This window comes from Actinacidiphila sp. bgisy160, from assembly GCF_965342435.1.
GTDB lineage: Bacteria > Actinomycetota > Actinomycetes > Streptomycetales > Streptomycetaceae > Actinacidiphila.
Genome location: NZ_CBDRCM010000019.1, coordinates 1 through 24,816, shown reverse-complemented (window position 1 = coordinate 24,816; position 24,816 = coordinate 1). Strand labels below are relative to the sequence as shown.

The 24,816-nt window shown below is 74.2% G+C and carries 16 protein-coding genes; 11 read left to right on the top strand and 5 right to left on the bottom strand.

What is annotated here, in order from left to right:
• Positions 1-173 precede the first annotated feature (173 nt).
• Complete coding sequence (locus tag ACRWNP_RS17365; RefSeq protein WP_431962217.1) at positions 174-2,978, top strand: AAA family ATPase; 2,805 nt, start codon at positions 174-176, stop codon at positions 2,976-2,978.
• A gap of 194 nt (positions 2,979-3,172) precedes the next feature.
• On the opposite strand, the gene ACRWNP_RS17360 is transcribed toward ACRWNP_RS17365, so the two are convergent.
• The 5 genes from ACRWNP_RS17360 to ACRWNP_RS17340 all read right to left on the bottom strand — a co-directional run bounded on the left by ACRWNP_RS17360 (position 3,173) and on the right by ACRWNP_RS17340 (position 8,133).
• On the bottom strand, positions 3,173-3,601 hold the full coding sequence (locus ACRWNP_RS17360; protein WP_431962215.1) for a MarR family winged helix-turn-helix transcriptional regulator: 429 nt from the start codon (positions 3,599-3,601) through the stop codon (positions 3,173-3,175).
• A 30-nt stretch (positions 3,602-3,631) separates the two neighbouring features.
• Positions 3,632-5,476, bottom strand: coding sequence for an asparagine synthase (glutamine-hydrolyzing) (gene asnB, locus ACRWNP_RS17355; RefSeq protein ID WP_431962213.1), 1,845 nt, complete (start codon positions 5,474-5,476; stop codon positions 3,632-3,634).
• Between the two features lie 149 nt (positions 5,477-5,625).
• On the bottom strand, positions 5,626-6,360 hold the full coding sequence (locus ACRWNP_RS17350) for a polysaccharide deacetylase family protein (protein WP_431962211.1): 735 nt from the start codon (positions 6,358-6,360) through the stop codon (positions 5,626-5,628).
• Positions 6,357-7,295 carry a DMT family transporter gene (locus ACRWNP_RS17345; protein WP_431962209.1) on the bottom strand — a complete coding sequence of 313 codons (939 nt, stop codon included), beginning with the start codon at positions 7,293-7,295 and terminating at the stop codon, positions 6,357-6,359. Before ACRWNP_RS17345 ends, ACRWNP_RS17350 begins: the two co-directional genes overlap by 4 nt.
• Positions 7,296-7,299: 4 nt before the next feature.
• Positions 7,300-8,133 carry an SDR family NAD(P)-dependent oxidoreductase gene (locus ACRWNP_RS17340; protein WP_431962207.1) on the bottom strand — a complete coding sequence of 278 codons (834 nt, stop codon included), beginning with the start codon at positions 8,131-8,133 and terminating at the stop codon, positions 7,300-7,302.
• A 293-nt stretch (positions 8,134-8,426) separates the two neighbouring features.
• Between ACRWNP_RS17340 and ACRWNP_RS17335 the strand changes: the two genes are divergently transcribed.
• From ACRWNP_RS17335 to ACRWNP_RS17290, 10 genes are all read left to right on the top strand, one after another.
• Complete coding sequence (locus tag ACRWNP_RS17335) at positions 8,427-9,560, top strand: MGDG synthase family glycosyltransferase (RefSeq protein ID WP_431962205.1); 1,134 nt, start codon at positions 8,427-8,429, stop codon at positions 9,558-9,560.
• Between the two features lie 42 nt (positions 9,561-9,602).
• On the top strand, positions 9,603-9,815 hold the full coding sequence (locus tag ACRWNP_RS17330) for a hypothetical protein (RefSeq protein ID WP_431962203.1): 213 nt from the start codon (positions 9,603-9,605) through the stop codon (positions 9,813-9,815).
• A 92-nt stretch (positions 9,816-9,907) separates the two neighbouring features.
• The gene (locus ACRWNP_RS17325) at positions 9,908-10,309 is read left to right on the top strand and encodes a helix-turn-helix domain-containing protein (RefSeq protein WP_431962201.1); all 402 of its coding nucleotides are present in this window, start codon (positions 9,908-9,910) and stop codon (positions 10,307-10,309) included.
• Positions 10,310-10,394: 85 nt separating this feature from the next.
• Positions 10,395-10,805: a VOC family protein gene (locus tag ACRWNP_RS17320; RefSeq protein WP_431962199.1), complete on the top strand. Its 411-nt coding sequence runs from the start codon at positions 10,395-10,397 to the stop codon at positions 10,803-10,805.
• Between the two features lie 471 nt (positions 10,806-11,276).
• Positions 11,277-14,621, top strand: a complete 3,345-nt coding sequence (locus ACRWNP_RS17315; protein ID WP_431962197.1) for an FtsX-like permease family protein — start codon at positions 11,277-11,279, stop codon at positions 14,619-14,621.
• Between the two features lies 1 nt (position 14,622).
• Positions 14,623-17,382, top strand: a complete 2,760-nt coding sequence (locus ACRWNP_RS17310; RefSeq protein ID WP_431962195.1) for an FtsX-like permease family protein — start codon at positions 14,623-14,625, stop codon at positions 17,380-17,382.
• Between the two features lie 664 nt (positions 17,383-18,046).
• Positions 18,047-22,123, top strand: a complete 4,077-nt coding sequence (locus ACRWNP_RS17305) for a discoidin domain-containing protein (RefSeq protein ID WP_431962193.1) — start codon at positions 18,047-18,049, stop codon at positions 22,121-22,123.
• 95 nt (positions 22,124-22,218) lie between these two features.
• Positions 22,219-22,788 carry an N-acetyltransferase family protein gene (locus ACRWNP_RS17300; protein ID WP_431962191.1) on the top strand — a complete coding sequence of 190 codons (570 nt, stop codon included), beginning with the start codon at positions 22,219-22,221 and terminating at the stop codon, positions 22,786-22,788.
• 26 nt (positions 22,789-22,814) lie between these two features.
• On the top strand, positions 22,815-23,504 hold the full coding sequence (locus tag ACRWNP_RS17295; RefSeq protein WP_431962189.1) for a hypothetical protein: 690 nt from the start codon (positions 22,815-22,817) through the stop codon (positions 23,502-23,504).
• Between the two features lie 229 nt (positions 23,505-23,733).
• Positions 23,734-24,789 (top strand): iron-siderophore ABC transporter substrate-binding protein, encoded by a 1,056-nt coding sequence (locus tag ACRWNP_RS17290; RefSeq protein WP_431962187.1) that lies wholly within the window; start codon positions 23,734-23,736, stop codon positions 24,787-24,789.
• Positions 24,790-24,816 lie beyond the last annotated feature (27 nt).

Below are 24,816 nucleotides of genomic sequence, written 5' to 3'. Positions count from 1 at the left end.
GAAAGGGGCGGGCATCGCCCCAGGGAAAACCCCGGGGATCGCCCGGGCTCCACCCCGGGGCCGCACCCCTGGGCAGGGCGCGGCCCGGGGGTGGACGACACCCCGAAAGCCACCCAAATCGCATGAATGAACTAAAATGACCGGGTCAGGCTGGAGATCAGGAAGATCGACCCATGGGTGTGCCCGCCATCGACGCACGGCTCGGGCTGCGGGGCCGGGAGCGGGAGCTGGCCGCGCTGGAACGCGTGCTCGCCACGGCACGGGCGGGCAGCAGCGCGGTGCTGGTCGTCCGCGGAGAGCCGGGCATCGGCAAGACCGCCCTCCTGCAGAACGCGGCCGCCCGGGCCACCGGCTTCTGCACCGCGGCCATCGCGGGCGTCGAGGCGGAGATGGAGCTGCCGTTCGCCAGCCTCCACCAGTTGTGCGCTCCCCTGCTGGACCGGCTCGACGGACTGCCCGGACCGCAGCGGGACGCCCTGTCCGTCGCGTTCGGGCTGCGGGAGGGCCCGGCCCCGAACCGGTTCCTGGTGGGCCTGGCGGCACTGAGCCTGCTGGCGGGCGCCGCGGAGCGGCAGCCGCTGGCGTGCTTCGTCGACGACGCGCAGTGGCTCGACGCCGGATCCCGGCAGGTGCTGGCCTTCGTCGCCAGGCGGTTGATGGCCGAACCGGTGGCCCTGGTCCTGGCCGTACGTGAGCCCGACGACGATCCGGGGCTGGCCGGACTCCCCGCGCTGACCGTGGAGGGCCTCAGCGAACCCGACGCGCGCGCCCTGCTGGACTTCGCGGTCCGCGTACCGCTCGACCCGCTGGTGCGGGACCGGATCGTCGCCGAGGCCCACGGCAACCCGATGGTCCTGCTGCACCTGCCGAGCACGCTCAGCGCGTCCGAGCTGGCGGGCGGTTTCTGGCTCCCCGGCAGGCGTCCGGCGGCGGGTCACGTGGAGCGGGCCTTCCACCAGCGGTTCCTGTCGCTGCCGCGGGACAGCCGCCGGCTGCTGCTGACCGCCGCGGCGGAGCCCACCGGCGACGTGGAACTGCTGTGGCGGGCGGCCGCCGCGCAGGGGATAGCCGCGGAGGCCGCGGGGCCGGCGGAGGCTGCGGAGCTGGTCGAGTTCGGCGCCACGGTGCGCTTCCCCCACCCCCTGGCACGTTCGGCCGTCTACCAGCGGACACCGGCGCCGGAGCGCCGGGCGGCACACCACGCGCTGGCGGAGGCCACCGATCCCGGTCTGGATCCCGATCGCCGGGCATGGCACCGGGCCCACGCCGCCGCGCGGCCCGACGAGAGCGTCGCCTCCGATCTGGAACGTTCGGCGTGCCGGGCGCAGGGCCGGGGCGGGGCGGCCGCCGCCGCGGCGTTCCTGCGTCAGGCGGCCGATCTGACCCCCGATCCCGCCCGCCGGGCCGGCCGTGCGGTGGCCGCCGCCCAGGCAGCCATCGACGCCGGTGGAGTGGACCGGGCCCGCGCCCTGCTGGCGACCGCCGAGTCCTGCCCGCTCGACGGACTCCAGCGGGCCCGGCTGGAACGGCTGCGGGCCCGCCTGGAGTTCTTGCAGGTACGCGGGAGCGTCGCGCCCCGGCTGCTGCTCGACGCGGCGCACCGGATGGCACCGCTCGACACCGCCCTGGCCCGGGAGACCCTGCTGGAGGCGGTCGGCGCGGCGATCTTCGCGGGCGGCCTCAGCGATGGGCCGGGGCTGCGCGAGGTCGCGGAAGAGGCCCGCAGGGCGCCCGCGCCCCCGGTCCCGCGGACCCTCGACGTACTCCTGGACAGCGTGGCGGCCCTCGTCCTCGACGGTTACGCGGCGAGCGTGGACACCCTCAGGGACGCGCTCGGCCGGGTCCGCCGGGAACTGCGTTCCGGCGCCGTCCGCGCGGACGACTCCCGGATGTGGCTCTGGCTGGCCTGCCCCGTGACGCCCGAACCCCTCGCGCTGGAGCTGTGGGACGACGACGCGTGGCACGAACTTGCGTCCGGCGCGGTGTGCGTCGCCCGCGCGGGCGGTGCGCTCGCCGTCCTGCCGATGGCGCTCAGCTACCAGGCCTGCTTCCACGTGCACGCCGGGGAGTTCGGCACCGCGCAGGCCCTGATCGATGAGGCGACCGCGATCTCGGAGGCGACCGGCAGCGCGCCGATGATGTACACCCCCATGCTGCTCGCCGCCTGGCGGGGGCAGGAGTCCCGCGCCCTGGAGCTGATCGAGCACCACATCAGGGAGGTGGGCGAGCGTGGCGAGGGGCGCGCACTCAGCCTCGCCGAGTGCTCGACCGCCGTGCTCTACAACGGCCTGGGCCGCTACGACGCCGCGCTGGAGGCGGCGGAGCGCGCGTGCCGCTACGAGGACCTGGGCTTCCTCGGCTGGACGCTGTTCGAACTGATCGAGGCGGCCGCCCGCGGCGGCCGGCCCGAGGCGGCCGCCACCGCGCTGGACCGGCTCACCGAACGCACCCGCGCCAGCGGCACGGAGTGGGCGCGGGGCATGGATGCCTGTGCCCGCGCGCTGCTGTGCGAGGACGACCACGCCGCCGACGCGTTCTACCGGGAGGCGATCGAGCACCTCGGCCGCTGCCGCATCGCCGTCCACCTGGCCCGCGCCCGCCTGCTGTACGGCGAGTGGCTGCGGCGCCGGAACCGCCGCCAGGAGGCCCGTACCCAACTGCGCGCCGCCCACGAGGTGTTCAGCCGGCTCAAGGCGGACGGGTTCGCCGGGCGCGCCTACCGTGAGCTGCTGGCGACCGGGGAGACGGTACGCAAGCGGACGCCCGACACGGCGGACCGCCTGACCGGCCAGGAGGCCCAGATCGCGGCCCTGGCCGTGGAGGGGCGGACCAACTCCGAGATCGCCGCCCAGCTGTTCATCAGTCCGCGCACGGTGGAATGGCACCTCGGCAACGTCTTCACCAAGCTCGGGATCTCCGGGCGCCGGCAGCTGCGCACGGCGCTGTCCCCCGGAGGCACGACGACCCGGCGCGTCTGAGGCCCGGGCAAGAGCCCGGAACCGAGGGGCGCCGTCCGCCTCGCAGGCGCGCGGCGGCGTGCCGACTGCCCTCGCTCAGGACAGGGGGCGCGGCTCTCGCGGTCGACGGCGAAGGCGTCGCGCGCCCACCCGGAGGATGCGCTCCCGGCTCCTGAGCTCGTGGGCGCGGTGCGCGCTTCCGTCGCATCCGGGTGTCATTCGCAGTCCGTGAGGCGGCGCAGCAGGCGGCCCGCCTCGAGGACCTTGTGCACGTCCTCCGGCGGCAGCGTGCCCAGCCGCACGGCGAGGGCCTCCGCCTCGCCACGGGCCATCCGGGCCAGTTCCCGCCCGCCCGGCTCGGTCATGACCACCCGCGTCGCGCGGCCGTCGACCGGGTCGGGTTCGCGGCGGACCAGCCCGGCCGCCTCGAGTTGCACCACCGCGGCAGTGATCGTGGGCTGGCTGCAGGCCGCCCGTTCGGCGAGGACGCCGACGCGCGAGGGACCGTACTGGTTCAGCAGGGCGAGGACGATGAGCGGGGTCGGCTGCACCCACGGCTCCGGGCGGGCCCGGCGCAGCAGCCGCACCAGGCGGTGCAGGGACACCACGAGGTCCAGGGCCTCGTTCTCGCCGACCACCGCCATCGTCCGCCCCCTCGCGTCGTCTCCCTCGGGTCAGGGGATCCCGATCGTGGGCGTGTACAGGTCCATCCACAGCGCCAGGTCGAGGGCGCGTTCCAGCCCGTGCCGGGCGGCTTGCGTGCTGACCGGGGTGTCGGTCCTGACCGCGTCCTCCAGCCGGGTCCGGCTGACCAGTTCGAACACCGGGTGCGAGGGCCTGGCCAGCAGGTCCTTGGCGTTCTCCTGGAGCGCGACGAAGTACTTCGGGTCCTGGGTGGAGGGGTAGGGGCTCTTGACCCGGTCGTAGACCGAGCGGGGCAGCACGTCCGCGGTGGCCTCGCGCAGCAGGCTCTTCTCTCTGCCGTCGAAGGACTTCAGCGACCAGGGCGCGTTGTAGACGTACTGGACCAGCCGGTGGTCGCAGAACGGGACCCTGACCTCCAGGCCGTTGGCCATGCTCGCCCGGTCCTTTCGGTCGAGGAGGATGCGCACGAAGCGGGTGAGGTGGAGGTGGCTGATGACACGCATCCGGTACTCGAAGTCGCTCTCGCCGTCGAGGCGGTCGACGACGGCTGCCGCCCGGCGGTAGCCGTCGTGGACGTAGCCTTCCAGGTCCAGGGACTTGGCCACCTGGTCGGTGAGGATGTCGCCGTCGTCGCCGAACTCCGTCGCGAAGCGCACCAGCCAGGGGAAGGTGTCGGCCCTGCGGGCCTCCTCGTCGAAGAACTGGCGGTAGCCGCCGAAGACCTCGTCCGCGGACTCGCCCGACAGGGCTACGGTGGAGTGCTGCCGGATGGCCTTGAAGAGCAGGTGGAGCGAGGTGTCCAGGTCACCGAGCCCGGCCGGGATGTCGCGGGCGCGGATCACCGTGGCGCGCACGTCGGGATCGGCGAGCTGATCGGAGTCGAGGACGATGTCCTGGTGCTCGGTACCCCAGAGCCCGGCTACGTCGTGGACGAACGGGGTGTCGGGCGTCCCGCGCAGGCTGTCGGGGACGAAGTGCTCGGTCTGGCCGACGAAGTCGACCGCGAAGCTGCGCACCTTCTCGCCCTGTTCGCCGAGTTGCCGCGCCGCGAGCGCGGTCATCGCCGAGGAGTCCAGGCCGCCGGAGAGCAGGGTGCAGCGCGGCACGTCGGAGACGAGCTGACGGCGCACGATGTCCTCGAGCAGCTCGCGCACGCGCGCGATCGAGGTCTCCTTGTCGTCGGTGTGCGGCTCGGTCCGCAGCGACCAGTAGACGTGGGTGCGCAGGCCGTTCCGCCCGACGGTGACCACTGTGCCGGGCTCGACCTCGCGCATGCCGTCCCAGATCGCGTGGCCGGGCGTCTTGACGAAGGCGAACAGCTCCCGCAGCCCGTCCAGGGTGACGCGGCGAGGGACGAGCGGGTTGGCCAGGATCGCCTTGGGCTCGGACCCGAATAGCACGCCGTCGTCGGTCGGGTAGTAGTAGAACGGCTTGATCCCCATCCGGTCGCGAATCATGACCAGCTTCTGTTCCCGGCTGTCCCAGATGGCGAAGGCGTACATGCCGTTGAGTCGTTCGGCGACCGCCTCCCCCCACTCCAGGTAGCCGCGCAGCACCACTTCGGTGTCGGAGGTGGTGGTGAAGCGGTGACCGCGCGCGGTCAGTTCCTCGCGCAGCTCGGTGAAGTTGTAGGCCTCACCCGAGTACACCATCACCACCGCGCCGCCCTCGGGTGCCTCGGCGCTCATCGGCTGCCGGCCGCCGGGCAGATCGATGATCGCGAGCCTGCGGTGTCCGAGCGCGGCGGGCCCGTCCACCCAGGTGCCGCGGTCGTCCGGGCCGCGGCAGGCCATCGTCTCGGTCATCGCGTCGACCGTTGCCTGCTCGTTCCGCAGATCCCTGCGGAACGAGATCCATCCGGCGATTCCGCACATGCGTGTCCTCCGGGCTCTTGCTGTGCCCGACCGTCGTACGCAACGTCACGGATCGGTGCGGCCCTGGGCGGCTCCGCGGCGCGATGGTCACTCTCAGTGACATGTATCGGGCATCTATCAATTGAGTCTGCGCCGGCTCCGGTCGACCGTCAAACGCCCGCGCCGACCCCGTGGTCCACGAGGGGACCGACCGTCAGACCGGCGTCCCGGCAGGCCGCCACCAGGCCGGGAAGCGCCGCGAGGGTCGCGTGCCAGGAACCCGGGGCGGAGGCGTGGTCGCTGTCGTGGAGCAGGACGGTGGCACCCGCGCCCAGGTCGGGCCGGAGGGTCGCCAGCACGGACTCCGCGGTGGCGCCGGACGTCCAGTCGCGGCCCCAGGCGCTCCACAGGACCGGGGTCAGGCCGGCACGTGCGGCCGCCGCCCAGCGGCCGCCGGTGAGGATGCCGTACGGGGGGCGGTACCACAGCGGCGTGGCGCCGCAGGTCTCGCGGACCGCCCGGACGGCGCGGGCCAGGTCGGCCCGGTCGCGCGCGGGGCCGGGCAGCCACGGGCGGTCGTGGGTCCAGCCGTGGACGGCGATCTCATGGCCGCGCCGCAGGGCCTCGCGCACGATGCGGGGGTGTCCGTCCACCCGAGCGCCCAGGACGAAGAAGGTGGCCCGGACCGAGAGTTCGTCGAGGACGTCCAGGAAGCGCGGGGTGGAGACCGGATCGGGCCCGTCGTCGAAGGTGAGTGCCACGTGGTCGGGGCGCCCGATGCCGGCCAGTGCGGGGAAGGCCCGGCGGCGCAGTCCCGGGAGCCAGGTGGCGGCCGGGACGATGTGGCCGGCCGCCAGGACGCCCCCCGCCAGCGCCGCCCGCCGGACCTCGCCGCCGCGCCTCATCCCGGCCCTCCGTGGACGGTACGGTGACGGTCCTCCCGGCTGCCCGAGCGGTGCTCGCGCGGCACGTCCCAGCCCCCGGCCACGGCGGGCGAGCGCGACAGCCCGACGGTTCCGGCGGCCATCAGGGCGACGCCGGCCGCCTCGGGCACCACGTGCGCCCCGAGGGCGATCCGCTCCCCGAAGAGCACCCAGCCCAGCGCCACGCTCACCACCGCGTCCCCGATGGTGAGCGCCGGCTGGGACGCGGCCAGGCTGCCGGCCCGCAGGGTGACCTGGAGCAGCAGCAGGCTGAGCAGCCCGACGGCGCCCACCGCGTACAGCTGCCAGGAGGCGAGGACCCTGGGCAGGCCCTCGGGGACGCGGCCCGTGATGTCCTTGATCAGCGCCGCCGTGCAGGCGAAGCAGGCGGCGGTGGCGCACCCCAGGACGCAGGCGCGCGCGCCACCGCGCAGCGCCCGCCCGGCGGACCACAGGACGAGCACCAGCAGCGCCAGTGGCACACCGGCGCGCGGCCAGGTGCCCGGCAGGGACTGCGACTGCCCGCCGGAGGGCGCCGCGGCGCCGAGGAACAGCGCCAGTCCCCCGGCCAGCGCCAGGAACCACAGCCAGGTCCCGGCGTCGGGCCGCCGGGAGAACGCCAGGCTTCCCGCCATCAGGGTGAACAGCAGCTCGGTCGCCATCAACGGCTGGACCACCGACAGCTGCCCCACCGCCAGCGCGCTGGCCTGCAGGGCTCCGGAGACCACGAGCGCCGCCATCCCGGCCGCCCAGAACGGGCGCCGGACCAGTCGCAGCAGATGCCGCACCCGCCCGCGCACGCCGTGCCCCGTGCCCTCTTCCTCCTCCTGTTGCAGGGCGGCGCGCCGCTGCAGCGCGGAGGCCGCGCCGTTGGCGAGGGCCGCCAGCAGTGCCAGCACGACGGTCAGGACGGGCACCGCGTCATCCGTACTTGCCCGCGAGACGCCGGTAGACCCAGGGCAGGACGCCGCGTACGGCGACCGGGATCCGCAGCCAGCGGGGGACGTACACCTCGTCCCGTCCGCGGCGGATCGCGTCGGTCACCACCCTGGCGACCCGCTCGGCGGGCATCGGGCGGGGCCGGGAGCGGGTGTACGCCACGCCCCGCGTCGCGAAGAACGGCGTGTCGACGACGCCCGGGATCACGTGGGTGATCCGCACGCCACTGCCCGCCAGCTCGTAGCGGAGCGAGTCGGCGAAGGCGCCCAGCGCCGCCTTGGCCGCGGAGTAGACGGCCTCGTCGCGGACGCCGACGCTGCCCGCGAAGGAGCCGATCAGGACGATGTGTCCGCTGCGCCGGGCCAGCATGCCGGGGAGCACCCGGCGGACCAGTTCCATCGCCGCGACGACGTCCACCGTGAGGATCCGCTCGATGACGGTCTGCGGCATCGAGGCGAAGGGGCCCGCCCAGCCGATGCCCGCCCCGGCCACCAGGAGGTCGACCCGGCCGCCCGTGACGAGCGCGGCGTCGCGCACCAGCCGGCCGGTGCCCTCGGGATCCTCCAGGTCGGCCGGCAGCGCGGTCCCGGAGGTGCGCTCCGCGACCGCCCGCAGGCGCTCGTGGTCGCGGCCGCTGACCAGCAACCGCCAGCCCTCAGCGGCGAGGCGGTCGGCGATCGCGGCACCGATGCCAGAGGACGCCCCGGTCACCAGCGCGACCGGGGCCGGTCCGCCGGCCGGGTCCGCCGGGCCGCGCACGGGCTTGCCGCGCACCGCCTTGCCGCCGGAGACCGCTTGGGGAGGGTGAGAGGTCATGGCTTCGCTTTCTGTCCCTGCCGCTGCAGTTGCCGCCCGGGATGGCCGGTGCGGCTCCCCCGGGGCACGTCCCCCTCCGGTCTCAGTAAACCGCCCGATCGCCGGACCGGCTCTGTGGGCGATCCGGCCGCCGAGCGCGCTCGGCCCGTCGGCCGGTGGCGTGGGCGGTTCGTTTCAAGACAGGGCAAATCGGTTAGACCCGAATAGTCCGCAACTGGTGTACGAGGTGATCACGTGCCGGATGTGCTCGCAGCAGCGCCGCCCGTTTCCTCCCGGCGGGACGTGGTGTCGCGGTGACGCACACCGAGCGGGCGGGCCGTGCGCCGCGGCGTTTCCTCGTGCTCAGCGCCGCCATGGGCGCCGGTCACGACGCGGTCGCCGACGAGCTCGTCGCGCGGCTCACCGCCCGCGGCGGCAAGGCCCGCCGGGCCGACGTCCTGGAACTTCTGCCCGCCCACGCCGGCGCGGTACTGCGCGCCTTCTACCGCGCCAGCGTCCTGCACCTCCCGCTGCTCTACGCGGGCATCTACGCGACGTTCCTGCGCCCGGGTGGGTCACGCCGCACGCCCGGCCCGGGCGGGCTCGCCGGGCTCGCCGAGCGCGGGCTCGCCGAACTCGTCCGGCGCGAGCGCCCGGGCCTGGTCGTCCCGGTGTTCCACCTCGCGGCGCAGCTCACCGGCGGGATGCGGGCCCGCGGATCGCTTTCGGTGCCCAGTGCCGTGGTGGTCACGGACTTCGACGTGCACAGCCAGTGGCTGCACCCCGGCAACGACCTGTACTGCTGCCTCACGGAGAGCGCCGCACGCCGGGTGCGGGAGGCCACCGGCCGCCCGGCCGCCGCGACCGGTCCCCTGGTGGCGTCCCGCTTCCTGGCGTCCGCCCCGGACGCCGGTCCCTGGCACCGGATGTTCCGTGACCGGGCGCGGGACCGGCCGGTCGTCCTGCTCTCCGCCGGTGCCTGGGGAGCCGGCACGCACCTGGCGGACACCGCCGCGCTGCTCGCACAGGCCGGCTTCCTGCCGGTGGCGCTGTGCGGCGAGAACCGGCGGCTGCGGGCCCGGCTCTCCCGTGTCCCCGGGACGCTCGCGCTGGGCTGGGAGCGCGACATGCCCGGGCTGATGAGCGCGGCGGACGCGCTGGTGGACAACGCCGCGGGGCAGACCGCGCTCGAGGCACTGGCCATGGGGCTGCCCGTCGTCGGCTACCGCCCCATCCCGGGCCACGGCAAGGCCGGGGCGCGCCAGATGGCCGCGCTCGGACTGACCCGCTTCGCCCCCGATCCGTGGACGCTGATCGACGTCCTGGACGGCCTCACCCGTCCGCGCCGCGCGCGCCGCACCCCCTCCCCGGCCGCCGCCGCGCTCTTCGCCCCGGACACCGCGGCGCACCTGATGGAGGCGTGCTCACCGGACCCGGTCGCGGTCTGAACGCATGGCCGCCGTACCCACGCCCTGTCCATCACGGGCGCGATGACCTGGAACGTCACCTGGGCGCCGATCCCCGGCTTCGCGCTGCCCGCGCTCGCCCGGCCGTGGCCCGCAAGCCGGGCGTCGCCGGCCCGCTCGGCGACGCCCGGCCGCGGACTACGGCCGCGGACGGCCCTGCTGATCCTCGGCACCTGCTACGACGCCATGGCCGTCGCCGGCGACGTCGTCCAGGTCCTCTTCGGCGCGCCCGGCTGATCCCCGACCACATCGCCTTCCCGGGCCAATGTGACGACCGGGCCTCCTACGCGCCCCCGGCCCCGTCCGGGGCGCCGATGGGCTGTGGTCTCATGGGCGGTGTGAGTCGCGCCGCCGAAGAGACCAACCGCCGGATGCTCCGGGCACGGGACGCGATGGACCGCGCCTACGCGCAGCCGCTGGACGTGCCGGCGCTGGCGCGGATCGCCCATGTGTCGCAGGCGCACTTCACGCGCACCTTCCGGGCTGCCTTCGGGGAGACGCCGCACCGCTACCTGCAGCGCCGCCGCGTGGAACGGGCGATGTTCCTGCTGCGCGAGAGCGACCGGAGCGTGACGGACATCTGCTTCGAGGTCGGCTTTGGCAGCCCGGGGACCTTCAGCCGCACCTTCCGCGACATCGTGGGCACGTCACCGCGGGCGTACCGCAAGCAGGCCACGGCCATGGACGTACCGACGTGCTTCGCGAAGGCATGGATGCGGCCGAGGGCCTGATCGCCCGCTGAACGGGCCGGCAGGCCGAACGGGCTGAGCAGTTTTGGATAAGTTTTCGTCCGGCCCGGCCAGTAGCGTGATGCACATGTTCAACGCCATCACGCACTCGCAGATCTACGTCCTCGACCAGGACGAGGCCCTCGACTTCTACGTCGGCAAGCTCGGCCTGGAGGTGACCGCGGACGTCGACCTCGGCTTCATGCGCTGGCTCACGGTGAGCGTCCCCGGCCACCCGGAGCGCCAGATCCTGCTGGAGAAGCCGGGCCCGCCGGCGATGTCCGAGGAGACCGCGCAGCAGGTCCGCGAGCTGGTCACCAAGGGCGCCGCCGGCGGCCACCTGATCTTCAGCACCGACGACTGCCGCAAGACGTACGAGACGCTCCGGGACCGGGGCGTGGAGTTCACCGAGGAGCCAACCGAGCGCCCGTACGGAATCGACTGCGGCCTGCGGGACCCCTTCGGCAACAACATCCGCTTCACACAGCCGAAGGCCTGAGCCGCGGCCGCCGCGAGGCGCCCGCACGGCGAAGGGAATGTGGGGCACCGCGTGCGTCATGGGCGGCGGCTCCAGCGGCGGCCCGCGCATCACCGGTCTCGACGCGCAGTCCGGTCCGGGCACCGTCGTCGGCGACGACTCCGAGGGCACGGGCTCGACGCCGGGGGCAGCGCGTGCGACCCCAGGGACCCGGCCCCGGGCTGCACACGCCACCTGGTGGGCCCGCAGTTCACCTCCACCGTCACCCGGCCGCTCTACGAACGCGCCCAGCACGTCACCCACTGAGCGCGGCCGGCGACGGCGCCTCCCGGCCGCGAGCCGGGAGGCGCCGTTCACACCCTTCGTCCAACAGCGCCCAAAACCGGTGGCGTTGCTTCTGGAACCGGTGACGGCCGGGGCCTCTCCGCTGGGCCGGGAGGGCGTTAGTCTGTGCCAATCTCCTTGCACAGGCCATCGAGAACGGGGGGCGTGGTGCCGGGGTTCGTGTTCCTGCGGCTGCGCGCGCATCGTCTGCTGCTCGGTGCCGCCCTGCTCTCCGTACTCCTCACGACCTGCGCGGTCGCGGCGCTCGCCGCGTTCAGCTCGGCCGTGGGGGACGCCGGTCTGCGGCGCGCGCTGCAGGAGCAGTCGGCGGCACGGACGCTGGTCGAGATCACCGCGGACGTCGACGGCAAGGACCCGGGCGCGGTGGACGAGGCCGTGCGCGCGACGGCCACCGGCGCCTACGACGGCCTGCCGGCGTCCGTCACCGGGGTCACCCGCTCCGGGCCGTACGGGCTGCCGGCGGCGCTGCGGCCACGTGGTGCCCCGCGCACCGCGGACCCGGACCTGACGGTGCTGTCGACGCTGGACCGGGCGCAGGTGACCATGACCGAGGGGTCCTTCCCCGGCACGCCCGCGGCCGGCGAGCCCGTCCCGGTGGCGCTGCCCGAGGCGGCCGCCGAGGCGCTCAAGGTACGCGCCGGGCAGCTGATCACCCTGGCCGACCGGCTGCACCACGGCACGTTGCGGGTCCGCGTGACCGGGACGTACCGGCCGGTCGACGCGTACTCCCTGTACTGGCGGCTCGACCCACTCGGCGGCCGCGGGGTACGGACGCTCTCCTTCACCACCTACGGGCCGATGCTGACCGGCCCGGGGGCCTTCGGGCCCGGCGGCGTTCCCGCGGTGGAGATGGAGTGGCAGACGCACGGGGACTTCGCCGCGATGACCACGGCCCGCGCCGACGACGTCAGCGGGAGCGTCCAGCGCACGGTGCAGCGGCTGGAAGCCCTGCCGGCCGCGAACTCCGTCGTGGCGGACAGCGAACTCCCGCTCCTGTTCGGTGAGTTGCGTGGCACTTTGCTGGTCAGCCGGTCGACCCTGCTGATCAGCGTGCTGCAGCTGATGCTGCTGGCCGCGCTGTCTCTGCTCCTGGTCGCCGGACTGCTCGCGGAGGAACGTTCCGGCGAGACCGCGCAGTTGCGCGCCCGCGGCGGCTCGCGCGCCCAGATGACCGGTTTCGCCGCGGCCGAGGCCCTGCTGCTGACCGTACCGGCCGTCGTGCTGGCGCCGTTGCTCTCCGGTCCGCTGGTGCGGTTGCTCGCCGGTCACGGGGCACTGGCCCGGGCGGGGGTACGGCTGGAGCCCTCGCCGGTGACCGCCTGGTGGGTGGCGGCGCTCACCGCGCTCGCCTGTGCCCTCGCCGTCGTCGTGCCCGTACTGCGGCGCTCGGGGACGTACGCGCAGGAGTACTCGGCGCGGCGGCGCAGGCGGGCGTTGCCCGCCGCGGCGCAGGCGGGCGCGGACGCGGGCCTGGTGCTCGTGGCCGCCCTGGCGTTCTGGCAGTTGTCCCGCCGCGAGGCGGGGAGCGGAGCGCTGAGCACGGACACCTCCGGACGGCTCGGGCTGGATCCGGTCCTGGTGGGGGCGCCCGCGCTGTGCCTGCTGGCGGGTGCGGTGCTGGCGCTGCGGCTGCTGCCGCTGGCGGCACGGCTCGGCGAGCGTCGCGCGGCGAAGGCCCGCGGGCTGCCGGCGTCCCTGGTGGGCTGGCAGCTGGCGCGCCGCCCGGGCCGCGGGGCGGGGCCTGCCCTGCTGCTGGTCTTCGCCGTGTCGATCAGCATGTTCGCGATCGGCGAGAACAGCACCTGGACCCGGTCGCAGGACGACCAGGCGGACTTCGCGGTCGGCGCCGACCTGCGCGTGTCCGGTTCCGCCACGCCCGCGTTCGGGCAGGGCGGCATCTACGACGACGTGCCCGGCATCGCGGCCGTCACCCCGGCGGCCCGCGACACCGTGTCCCTCCCCCGCGACCGTGACGCCACCGTCGTGGCCGTGGACACCACCGCGGCGGCCCAGGTCCTGCGGCTGCGCGACGACCTGTCCACCGAATCCCTCACCGACCTCATGCGGCCCCTGCGCGCGGACGGCGAAACCGCTGCCCGCGGCGCCGGGTTCGTCCTGCCCGACGGCACGGACCGGCTCCGCCTGACGGTCCGTCTGCGGTCCCTGGGGGCAGAGGACCGCACGATCACGGGCACGGTGACCGACCAGCTGTACGTGACGGTGACCGACCGGTACGGCGTCCCGTACACCCTTCCTCTCGGCGAGGTTCGGGCCGACGGCGAACAGCACGTGCTGGAAGCCGACTTCGCCGCCGTGACGGGCCGGGCACGCGGCGCGGGCCCGGCCGGGCCGCTGCGCATGACCGGGCTCAGGGCCGAGTACCGCGTGCCCCGCCGGAACGAGCGGCACAGCCTGACCGTCACCCGGGTACACGCCATGACCGCCGACGGCCTCCGCGACGTGCCCTCCCCCACCACGACGGCGTGGTCGGCCCGCACGCAGATCGACAACCCCGACTTCCCCGAAGCCCCCGGCCTCGGATACCGCCCCTCGGACGCCGGCAAGCCGCGCTCCGCCGCGGACACCCCGCTGACCGTCCGCTACGACACGGGCGAGGAGCCCTTCCAGAAGGACGCCCCGGGCGGCGCCGACGGCGCCTCCCTCACCCTGCGGGCCGGGCCGCCCCGGCCGCCCACGGTGCTGCCCGCGGTCGTCACCGACGACTTCCTGAGCGCCGTCGACGCGAGACCCGGCAGCACCGTCCCGGTCGAACTGGCCGGCACACGGCTGTCCCTGCGCGTCACGGGGTCGGTCCACGCGCTGCCCACCACCGGGCCGGACGGCTCCTCGGGCACCGGCGGCGGCGCCGTCCTGCTCGACCTGGCGAGCCTCGATCGCGCGCTCGTCCTCCAGGACCAGCGCCCGCTGGAGCCCACCGAGTGGTGGCTCGCCGCCGGTCCGGCCGGAGCTCCCCGTGTCGCGGCGGCGCTGCGGGCCCGCGGGGACGCCGCCACGATCGTCGTCCGCGACGAGGCGCGGGCGGAGTTGCGGCGCGATCCGCTGGGCGCGGGCCCGTTGTCGGCCCTGCCCGCGGCGGTGGTGGCGGCCGCGGTGCTGGCCGCGGTGGGTTTCGCGGTCGCCGCCGCGGGAGCGGTACGAGAGCGGTCGGAGGAGTTCGCGCTGCTGCGGGCGCTGGGCACGCCACGCGGGTCGCTGGCCCGGGTGATCGCGGCGGAGCAGGGGTTGCTGGTGCTGACGGCGGTGGGCGTGGGGGCGCTGCTGGGCGGGCTGCTGACCCGGTCGATCGTGCCGTTGATCGTGCTGACGGCGCGCGCGGACAGCCCGGTGCCCGCGGTACGGGTGCAGTTGCCGGCCGTGCCGCTGCTGGAACTGCTGACCGCGGTGGCGGTGCTGCCGCTGCTGGCGGTGGCGGTGGCGGCGTTGCGCACGGCCGATCCGGTCCGCGCGCTGCGCCGCCAGGGAGGGGAATGACATGGCCGAGGTGCGCGCGGCCCGGACCGCCTCGTGGACCGCTGCCCGCCTGCGCGCGGCCCCGGGCGGGGCGCTGGCGCTGGCCGCCCTGGTCCTGGTGACCGCCTTCCTCGCGGCGGCGCTGCCCCGCTCCGTGGAGGCGTACGAGGACGCCGCGCTGCGCGACACGCTCCGGCACGCCTCCTTGCCCGACCGCAGCGTCACCGCCACCTTGGACGTGTCGTTCGCCGGCGCGCGTGTCGGGGGCGATTCGCCGTTCTTGGCGAGCGCGCTCGCCAGGAACGAGGACGCGTTCCGGAGCGTGGTGCGGCCGCCGCTGGCCCTGGACACCGCGCAGACGGTGTACGGGGTGCGCAACACGGTGGCGGCCGCCGCGACCGATCCCGGCCTGCCGCGTCCGACCAAGAACCTTGATCCGCGGGCGACGCTCGTCTCGCAGCCGGGCTTCGCCGCCCGCTCACGGCTCGTCGCCGGGCGCATGCCCGCGTCCACCTCCGGGGAGCGCGAGGTGGAGGCAGTGCTCACAGCCCGGACCGCCAAGGTGATGGGTCTGCGCTCGGGTTCCACGGTCCGCCTGCTGGACACGACGGGGACCGGGCTGACCGTCCGGATCACCGGGATCGTCGAACCACGCTCGCCCGGCGAGGCCTTCTGGAACGCCGAACAGGACCTGCTCGCCCCTACCTTGGTGAGCGTCCCCGGGCCGCCCGGTGAGGACCCCGAGCACTACTGGCACTTCACCGCGCTGATCGGCCAGGACGCCGGCGGCGTGCTGCTCGGCCTGCCCGAGGGCGCCCGCCTCTACTGGCACCACCCCGCCGACGTCGACGCGCTCTCCGCCCACGACGTGCCCGCGCTGCGCGACCGGCTGGCGTCGCTGTCGGGCGGGCCGGACTCCACACAGCTGCGCACCATGACGGGCAGCGGGGCCATCACCGTGGACGAGGACGGACTCGCCTCGCTCCTGGGGCCGTTCGTACGGGAGCGGGAAGCGGCCGCGCCGCTGGTGCTGATCGCGACGGTCGGCGTGGGCGCGGTGGCGGGCATCGTCCTGCTGATGGCGGGCGGCCTCTCGGCGACCCGCCGTCGCACCGAACTGCGGCTGATGCGGGCTCGCGGAAGCAGTCTGACGGGTCTGTGCGCGCGGCTGCTGACCGAGAGCGCGGTCGTGGTCGTCCCGTCCGCGGCGGCCGGGGTGCTGCTCGCGCTGCTGCTGGTGCCGGCCGAACGCTTCGCGGCCTCCCTGCTCGCCGGGGTGCTGGTGGCGGCGGTCGCCGTGCCGGCGCTGCCGCTGCGGGCGGTGGCGCAAGTCCGCCGGGTCGGCCCGGAGCGGCGTGACGACCTCGTGCAGGCCCCGCCCTCGCGCCGCCGGACGATGGCGGAGCTGACGGTGGCGGTCATCGTGACCGGCGCGGTCGTGGCGCTGCGGCGCCGGGGCACGGCCGGCGGCGGCGCGGACCTGCTGACCGCCGCGGCGCCGGTGCTGGTCGCGGTGATCGGGGCCCTCGTCCTGCTGCGGCTGTACCCGCTGCCGCTGCGCCTGCTGTCCGGGCCCGCGGCCAGGCTGCGGGGCTCGGTGCTGTACCTGGGGCTGGCCCGGGCCGGCCGTACGCCCTCCGCCACGGCGCTGCCGCTGGTGGCCGTGCTGGTGGCGCTGGCCGTGACGTCGTTCGGCGGCTCGGTCCTCACCGGCGTCGAGAGCGGCCGCGACCGGGCCGCCACGCGGGCGGTCGGCGGCGACGCGCGGATCGAGACCCTCACCACGCTCCCCGGCGGACTGGACGCGCGGGTCCGGCGGCTGCCCGGCGTGCTCGGGACCTCGCCCGTGCGGGTCGAGACGGGACTGTCGACGGCGCCGGCCGGGACCTCCTACGACCTGGTGGTCGTCGACCCGGCGCGGTACGCCGCCCTGGCGGCGTCCACGGGCATCGGCGCCCCCTTCTCCGCCGCGGCACTCGAGGACGACGGCACCGGACCGCTCCCCGCGATCGTCTCCCCCGGCCTGGCGGGGGAGTTCGGCAGGACTACCGCGACCGTGCAGGCCTTCGCCGGAGCGACCCCGGTGCGCACCGTCGCGGTGCGGGACGTGACGCCCGCCGTCCTGGGCGGCGACTTCGTCGTCATCCCGGCGGCCGGCCTGGCCCGCACGCATCCCGAGTCCGCCCGCTCCCCCGCCCAGGCCGCGAACACGCTCTACGTGACGGGGCCGCGGCTGGACGGGCGGGCCCTGAACGCCGCCGCGCGCGCCGTCTCATCGGACCTGACGGTGGTCCTGCGCTCCGCGGAACGCGCCTCGTTCACCTCCTCGGCACTCCAGACCGGCGCCCGACGGGTCTACCTGGCGGCCGTGGCCGCCGGCGCGGGCTACAGCGCGCTGGCCCTGCTGCTCTCCCTGATGGTGCACACACCGCAGCGCAAGGCCCTCCTCGCCCGACTCCGGACGATGGGCATGACGGGCCGTCAACGGCAATGGCTCGCCGTCGCGGAGACGCTGCCACAGGTCCTGCTGGGCGCTCTCGGCGGCATCCTGGTCGGCCTGGCCACGGTCCCGCTGCTGCGTCAGGGGGTTGATCTCACCGCCCTCGCCTTCTCCACGACCGAGCCGGTCACCGGCGCGTCCGGGACGGTGCTGCGCACCGACGCGGCGTCGCTGCTGGTGCCGTCGGCCGCGCTGGTGGTGCTGGCCTGCGTGGTGCTGGCCGTGCAGGCCTGGCTGACCGGACGACGGGGAGAAGGAACCGAACTGCGGATGGGGGAATGATCATGAGTCAGGTCACGTCCGGGACCGCCGAGCGCGACCGCGCCCCCGACCACCACACCGACAACGCCGAGGGCGCGCCGGACTCGTAAGCCGACGCCGCTGCTGCGGCGGAGCTTTTGCCGCGGTCCCCGGCCAAGCCATCACGATGACACGGCCGTCACGGAACGGTGAGCGTCCCACCTCGTTCTGTGCTCGGGCGACACCGGAGCCCAGAACCTCCGTGAGGCAAGACGGCTCAACTGCACGACCGTCGGGCGGGAAGCAGACCTTCACACGGGGCCGCCCGGCGGCACGTGGCACGTACTCGACGAGTGACGAGCCCGGCGCACCGGACGTTCCGGACAACCCACCGCCCGGCAGCCTTCTCTTCGCGGCGACACGGACGTCCTTGACGGTCACGCGGCGGGCGACACCTTCCCGTCCCGGGCCGCCACCCCGGACGGCCTCTGGCGCGGGCGGACCAACGACTCTTACGCGAAGCCCGACTCATGTCAACATGTATTCCTAATTCAGGAGAATCCCGGAACGCGGCGCGCCCGGAACCTTGACAGGCTCTTCCCGGCGGGTGCATGTTCGGCAACGTTGTCATCGCGATGGCAACGTTGTCATCGCCATGATGTCAGGCCGTCTCGTCATTGAACATCCCTGAACGGAGCCGCTGTTCATGCCGGATAAGTCCTCCTTGCCCTCCCGTCGCGCCGTACTCTCCACCGGCTCCACCCTCCTCGCGGGGTTCGGGCTCGGCATGGCCTTCCCCGCCGCCGCGGCAGCGCAGACACGGCCCTCGAACCCCGCCGGTGCCCGGAGCGAACTCGCCGCGTACCGCCCGGTCACGGTGTCCTCCACCGACTACGCCCCCACACCTGCCGAGTTCGCCGTCGACGGCCTCGACCGGGTCGGCGTGCGGGGCTCCGGGTGGCGGGCCGCCGCCGGCGACCCGCAGTGGATATCCGTCGACCTCCAGGGGCTGTGCGAGGTGGAGTCCGTGCGCCTCACCTTCGAGGCGACCGCCGACGACCCGCCGTACACCCCCTCGACCGGCGGCAACCCGCGCGACAACACCACCGGCCAGGAGATCCTGTCGAGTTGCGCGGTCGCCTTCGTCATCGAGACCTCGCGCGACGGGAAGTCGTGGACCGTCGTGCACCGCACCGACGACGGCAAGGGCGGGGTCGTGGAGATCGCCCTGGCCGAGCCCGTCACCGCCCGCTGGGTGCGGATGACCGTCACCAAACGTTCCAACGCCAACCCGCTGGGCCTCAACGGCCTCCAGGTGTACGGCACCCCGCGCGGAAAGCGCCCCGAGGCCACCGGCTGGACCGACTGGGGCACCCACCACCGCACGCCCCCGGCCCTCGAGGTCGCCGACGACGGCACCGTACCGCTGGAGTCCGGCTGGGACCTGACCATGGACGACTGGGCGGGCGGCACCGCCGCGGAGCTGTCGGCCCCGTCCGTGGACACCAGCGCCTGGCTGCCGGCCGTCGTGCCCGGGACCGTCCTGTCCTCCCTCGTCGCCGAGGGGCACCTGCCCGACCCGGTCGCCGGCTTCGCCAACCTGCACATCCCCGAGGCCCTCTCCCGCCACTCCTGGTGGTACCGGCGCGAGTTCCGCCTGCCCAAGGGCCTGCCCACCGGGGCGGGACGCCGCGTCTGGCTCGAGTTCGACGGGGTCAACCACGAGGCGGACATCTGGCTCAACGGCAAGCAGGCCGGCACCCTCACCTTCCCCTTCGCCCGCGCCACCTACGACGTGACCGGGCTGCTGGCCGCCGAGGGCCCGCAGGCCCTCGCGGTGAGGATCAGCCCCATGCCGTTCCCCGGCAGCCCCGGCGACAAGGGCCCGGCGGGTCTCGCCTTCGTCGACGCCGGCGCGAACATGATGAACCGCAACTCGCCGACCTACCTGGCCTCCTCCGGCTGGGACTGGATGCCCGCAGTGCGCGACCGGGCCGCCGGCATCTGGAATCACGTGCGCCTGCGCTCCACAGGCGACGCCGTACTCGGCGACCCCCGCGTCGACACCGTCCTGCCCGACCTGCCCGACACGGGCACGGCCGAAGTCACCATCGTCGTCCCGGTCCGCAACGCAGCGGCGGACGCCCGGTCCGTCACCGTCACCGCCGCCTTCGACGGTGTGCGCGTGCGGCGGACGGTCACCGTGCCCGGGGGCGGGAGCACCGACGTCGTCTTCGCCCCGGCTTCCGACCCCCGGCTGCGCGTGCGGAACCCGAAGCTGTGGTGGCCCAACGGCTACGGCGAGCCGGAGCTGCACCGGCTCACCCTCACCGCCTCCGTCGCCGGGCAGGAGAGCGACCGGCGCACCACGCGCTTCGGCATGCGTCAGTTCGGCTACGAGTACGACGTCCCGCTGACGTTCCAGTCGGGCTCCGACGCCTACGCCCAGACGGTCACGTTCGCCCGCACGACCGCCCGTCACGTGCGGGTCCTGTGCCGGACGCGGGCGACCGACTGGGGTTCGTCGATGTGGAGCCTCACGGTGGCCGACAGCTCCGCGCCCGGCGTCGACCTGGCCCTGCACAAGGAGGCCTACGCCTCCTCGACCGACGACCCGGCCAACCAGCCGGGCAACGCCACGGACGGGAACCCGGACACCCGGTGGTCGTCGGAGTTCAAGGACGACCAGTTCATCCGGGTCGACCTGGGCTCCGCGGTGTCCTTCGACCGCGTCGTCATCACCTGGGAGCAGGCGTACGCCGAGACGTACACCATCCAGGTCTCCGACGACGGCGACCACTGGACCGACGCCGCATCGGTGGACAACTCCGCCGTCCCCCTGCCGTTCCGGACCGGAGGCGCGGCGAGCCTGCAGAACGTCGACTTCTCCGCCACCACGGCGCGCCACGTGCGGATCCTGTGCCACACGCGGGCCACCAGCTGGGGCTCGTCCATGTGGGGCCTGTCGGTGGTCGACAGCGGCACGCCGGGCGTCGACCTCGCGCTGCGCAAGGAGGCCACCGCCTCGTCCTTCGAGGGCGAGGGCAGCGAGCCGGCCAACGCGGTGGACGGCAAGCCGGGCACCCGCTGGTCCTCCAAGTACGAGGACGAGCAGTGGATCCGGGTGGACCTGGGCGCCCCGGTGCGCTTCGACCGCGTCGCCATCACCTGGGAGCAGGCGTACGCCAAGACCTTCACCGTCCAGGTCTCCGACGACGGCGACCACTGGACGGACGTGAAGTCCGTCGACAACTCCACCGTACCGCTCAAGATCAGCGTCAACGGCGTCCGCGTCTTCGCCCGCGGCGGCAACTGGGGCTGGGACGAGCTGCTGCGCCGCATGCCGGCGGACCGCATGGACGCGGCCGTGCGCATGCACCGCGACATGAACTTCACGATGATCCGCAACTGGGTCGCCAGCAGCAACCGCGAGGAGTTCCACGCCAGTTGCGACGAGTACGGCCTGCTGGTGTGGAACGACTTCCCCAACGCCTGGGCAATGGACCCGCCGAACCGCCAGGCCTTCCTGGACCTGGCCCGGGACACCGTGCGGCGCTACCGCATCCACCCCAGCGTCGTGGTGTGGTGCGGCGCCAACGAGGGCAACCCCCCGGGTCCGGTCGACGACGGGATGCGCGCCGCGGTGCGCGCGGAGGCACCCGCCCTGCTGTACCAGAACAATTCGGCGGGCGGCATCGTCTCGGGCGGCGGCCCGTACGGCTGGGTCGAGCCCGAGCGGTACTACTCCGCGTCCACCTACGGCGGCGGCGTCTTCGGCTTCCACACCGAGATCGGCATGCCCGTCGTATCGACCGCCGAGACCATGCGGCGCATGGCCGGCGAAGAGCCCGCGTGGCCGGTCGGCGGCGTCTGGTACCACCACGACTGGAGCACCCGCGGCAACCAGGCCCCGCAGAACTACCACGCGGCCATCGAGGGCCGGCTCGGCACCGCGGAGGACCTCTACGACTTCTGCCGCAAGGCGCAGTTCGTCAACTACGAGAACTTCCGCGCCATGTTCGAGGCCTGGAACGGCCGGCTGTGGGACGACGCCTCCGGTCTGATGCTGTGGATGTCGCACCCCGCCTGGTACAGCACGGTGTGGCAGACGTACGACTACGACTTCGACGTCAACGGCGCCTACTACGGCGTCCGCAAGGCCGCCGAGCCCGTCCACGTGCAGGCCGACCCCGTCAGCGGGAAGGTCGTGGCGGTCAACCACACGCCCCGGGCCCTGACGGGCGCGAAGGTGTCCGCGCGTCTGTTCGACCTGTCCGGCCGTCCGCTGTCCCCGGAGCGGCACGGGACGGTGGACGTGGCCGCGTCGGCGAAGGCCGACGCCTTCACGGTGGCCTGGACGGACGACCTGCCGGACTTCCACCTGCTGCGCCTGAGCCTGACGGACCGCCACGGAGAGGTGCTGTCCGAGAACGTCTACTGGCGCTACCGCAAGCCCGAGCACATGCGGGCGCTCAACGAGGCCGCCCGGACCCGGGTCTGCGCCGACGTCACGGACACCGACCTCGCGGGCGCCCGCCACGGGCTGACGGCGCGGCTGAGCAACCGCGGGTCCTCGGTGGCCGCCCTGGTCCGGCTCTGCCTGCTGGACTCCCGTTCCGGCGACCGGGTGCTGCCCACGCTGTACAGCGACAACTACCTGTGGCTGCTGCCGGGCGAGAGCCGCACGGTGACGCTGTCCTGGCCCGCCGGGGCGCTGCCGTCGAAGCGGCCCGGACTGCGGGTCGACGGTTACAACGTGCCGCAGGTCACCGCGCAGCCGTAACCGGTCGCGCGGGCGCGGGGGTCACCTGCCGGGTGGCCCCCACGCCGGTCCGGCGTGCCGGGAACCCGTCCCACATCGCGGACGTCTGACAGGAGGTGACGACTTCTCCAGCCCTGATGCGCCCGGCGCGGTTCGGCGACCTGGCGGCCATCGTGGACCTGCACACGCAGGCACGTGCCGCGTACTACCAGGCGGGCGGCCTGCCCGGCTCCGAGATCGACAGTCCCGACGGGTGGGCGCGCCGCCGGGCGTCCTGGGCGCAGGCCATCCAGTCGGGCGCGATGACGGTGCTGTGCGCCGTCGAGGACACCGAGGTGGTCGGTGTGGTGGCCATGGGGCCGCCGAAGGAAGGCGCGGAGGCCGCGCGCTCCTGCGGTCAGCTGCACCGGATCCATGTACGCCCGGACCGCTGGGGCCGCGGCGTCGGGGGGCTGTTGCACGCCGAATTCGTGCGCTTCCTGCGGGAATCCTCCCTGGAGACGGGTCTGCTGGACGCCTGGGAGCGCAACAGCCGCGCCCTTGCGTTCTACACCCGTCAGGGGTGGGTCCCGGACGGCCACCGCCGCCCCGGCCCGGGTGGCCTCGACTTCCTGCGGCTCCGGCTCGACCTGCACGACCGCGTGTCCGCCGCCGCGTCGTCGGGCACTTCCCAGCCGCGGGCCTGACGCGCGCCGCGTGGCATCCTGTGCGCGTGCAGATCAAGGGGTACGAGGGCGGGCCGCTGACGGCCGGTGAGCCCCTGGCAGCCCGGCCCGGCTTCTGGGCGAACCACCTCCTGGAGTGGTGCGCGGCAGGGCCGGACGGCGGCCGTCCCGAGCCGAAGTGGTTCGGGGACGACGGCGCCGACAGCGACGCCCTGGGCGAGGTGCTGTACGACGAGTCGGCCTGGCCGGTCCTCCGAGTGCCTTTCGGGGACGGGCACTGCGCCGTCGTGGTCTTCCGGAACTTCGCCGACGCATTCGGGCTCGACTTCCTGCTCACCCATCCCGGCTGGGCCGGCGCGCGGACGCTGCTGTCGTACGACGGCGAACGCCGCGGCCCCGGCCTCGGCTGGCGGCACCTGCTGCACGTCGCCGCGGCGGTGCCGGCCGCCGGGCCGCGGGAGGGCCTGACCGATCCCGCCGCCCGGCTGCTGCTCCTGCTGCCCTTGCTCAACGACGGCCGCCGGCACGCCCGGCAGGCCGTCCCGCGGATCGCCGGTGCGCTCACGGCGGTCGGGGCGCCGGAGGAGACGGCGGGGACGGCGGCCCGGTGCCTGGTCGACGGGACGGCGGACGAGGTCTGGCACGATCCGGCCTGGGGCTCGCCGCTGAGCGGCGGCTCCCGTACGGGGAACGGCGACGGACGTCCCGGACCCGGGCCGCGTCCGCGCCCTCGGTGAGCACGGGGAGCCGTTGGCGGGGGTCAGCGCGTCAGGGACGTGACCCATTCTCCACAGTGACGACGACGGCCTGCCGCCCGACGAACGCCGCAACCACCAGGGCCCCGTGAGGTTCGAGCGAGGGTGGCGAGAGCGTGCGGGGACCCCCGCCTGCGGAGGGCACGCGGACAGCGCATAAGGTTAGGCTCGCCTAACGCTTCAAAGGTGAACCACGTACAGGAGTCTCCACATGTCTCTTCGGCGCCGCGGCACAGCCGCCGTCGCTGTCGCCATCGCCGCCGCGCTGTCCCTCGCGGCCTGCGGCGGGTCCAGCAGCAACGGGAAGGAGAGCAGCGCAGCCGCCTCCGCGACCGCCGGGTCCAAGGACTCCAAGTCCGTCGCGAAGGGCGGCAAGGACTTCGGGGACGCCGCCGAGAAGACCGCGGCCATGGGCACCACCGCCAAGCCGGGCGAGTGGCCGCGCACCATCACGCACGCCATGGGCAGCACCGTACTCAAGGCGCGGCCGAAGCGCGTCGTGGTCCTGGACGTGGGTGAGCTCGATAACGTCGTCTCGCTCGGCGTCAAGCCGGTCGGCCTCGCGCCCACCGAGGGCTCGCCGGAACTCCCGTCCTACCTCGAGGGCGACGCGGGCAAGCCCGCGAACATCGGCACCATCAACAGCCTCAACCTGGAGGCGATCGCCGCGCTCAAGCCCGACCTGATCCTGGGCAGCCAGCTGCGCGCCGCCGACTCCTACGACGAGCTGTCGCAGATCGCGCCGACCGTCTTCTCCATCCGCCCCGGCTTCACGTGGAAGGAGAACTACCTCCTCAACGCCGCCGCGCTGGACAAGACCGCGCAGGCCAAGGCGAGCCTGGAGGCGTACACGAAGAAGGCCCGGGAGCTCGGCACGAAGCTCGGAGCCGACAAGCCGACCGTGTCGATGGTGCGTTACATGCCCGAGGGCAAGATCCGCCTCTACGCGAACGACTCGTTCATCGGCACCATCCTCAAGGACGTCGGCATCCCGCGGCCGAAGAACCAGGACATCGACGACCTGGCCGCGGAGATCAGCGCGGAGAACATCGACCAGGCCGACGGCGACTACATCTTCACCGGCGTCTACGGCGACCCCAAGGCCACCGAGAAGTCCAAGGCCCAGGGCAACCCGCTGTGGAAGAACCTGAAGGCGGTCAAGGACGGCCACGCCTTCGACGTGCCGGACGAGACCTGGTACCTCGGGCTCGGGGTCACCGCGGCGCACGCGGTCCTCGACGACCTGGACAAGCACCTCACCGCCTGAGCCGGCGAGGCCGTTCCAGAGCCGTGG

What these genes read in the sequence shown, in the direction of transcription:
- ACRWNP_RS17365 (WP_431962217.1), top strand. Translation starts at nt 174, where the DNA reads ATGGGTGTGCCCGCCATCGACGCACGGCTCGGGCTGCGGGGCCGGGAG.
- ACRWNP_RS17360 (WP_431962215.1), bottom strand. Translation starts at nt 3,601, where the DNA reads ATGGCGGTGGTCGGCGAGAACGAGGCCCTGGACCTCGTGGTGTCCCTG.
- asnB (WP_431962213.1), bottom strand. Translation starts at nt 5,476, where the DNA reads ATGTGCGGAATCGCCGGATGGATCTCGTTCCGCAGGGATCTGCGGAAC.
- ACRWNP_RS17350 (WP_431962211.1), bottom strand. Translation starts at nt 6,360, where the DNA reads ATGAGGCGCGGCGGCGAGGTCCGGCGGGCGGCGCTGGCGGGGGGCGTC.
- ACRWNP_RS17340 (WP_431962207.1), bottom strand. Translation starts at nt 8,133, where the DNA reads ATGACCTCTCACCCTCCCCAAGCGGTCTCCGGCGGCAAGGCGGTGCGC.
- ACRWNP_RS17330 (WP_431962203.1), top strand. Translation starts at nt 9,603, where the DNA reads ATGACCTGGAACGTCACCTGGGCGCCGATCCCCGGCTTCGCGCTGCCC.
- ACRWNP_RS17325 (WP_431962201.1), top strand. Translation starts at nt 9,908, where the DNA reads ATGGGCGGTGTGAGTCGCGCCGCCGAAGAGACCAACCGCCGGATGCTC.
- ACRWNP_RS17320 (WP_431962199.1), top strand. Translation starts at nt 10,395, where the DNA reads ATGTTCAACGCCATCACGCACTCGCAGATCTACGTCCTCGACCAGGAC.
- ACRWNP_RS17310 (WP_431962195.1), top strand. Translation starts at nt 14,623, where the DNA reads ATGGCCGAGGTGCGCGCGGCCCGGACCGCCTCGTGGACCGCTGCCCGC.
- ACRWNP_RS17305 (WP_431962193.1), top strand. Translation starts at nt 18,047, where the DNA reads ATGCCGGATAAGTCCTCCTTGCCCTCCCGTCGCGCCGTACTCTCCACC.
- ACRWNP_RS17290 (WP_431962187.1), top strand. Translation starts at nt 23,734, where the DNA reads ATGTCTCTTCGGCGCCGCGGCACAGCCGCCGTCGCTGTCGCCATCGCC.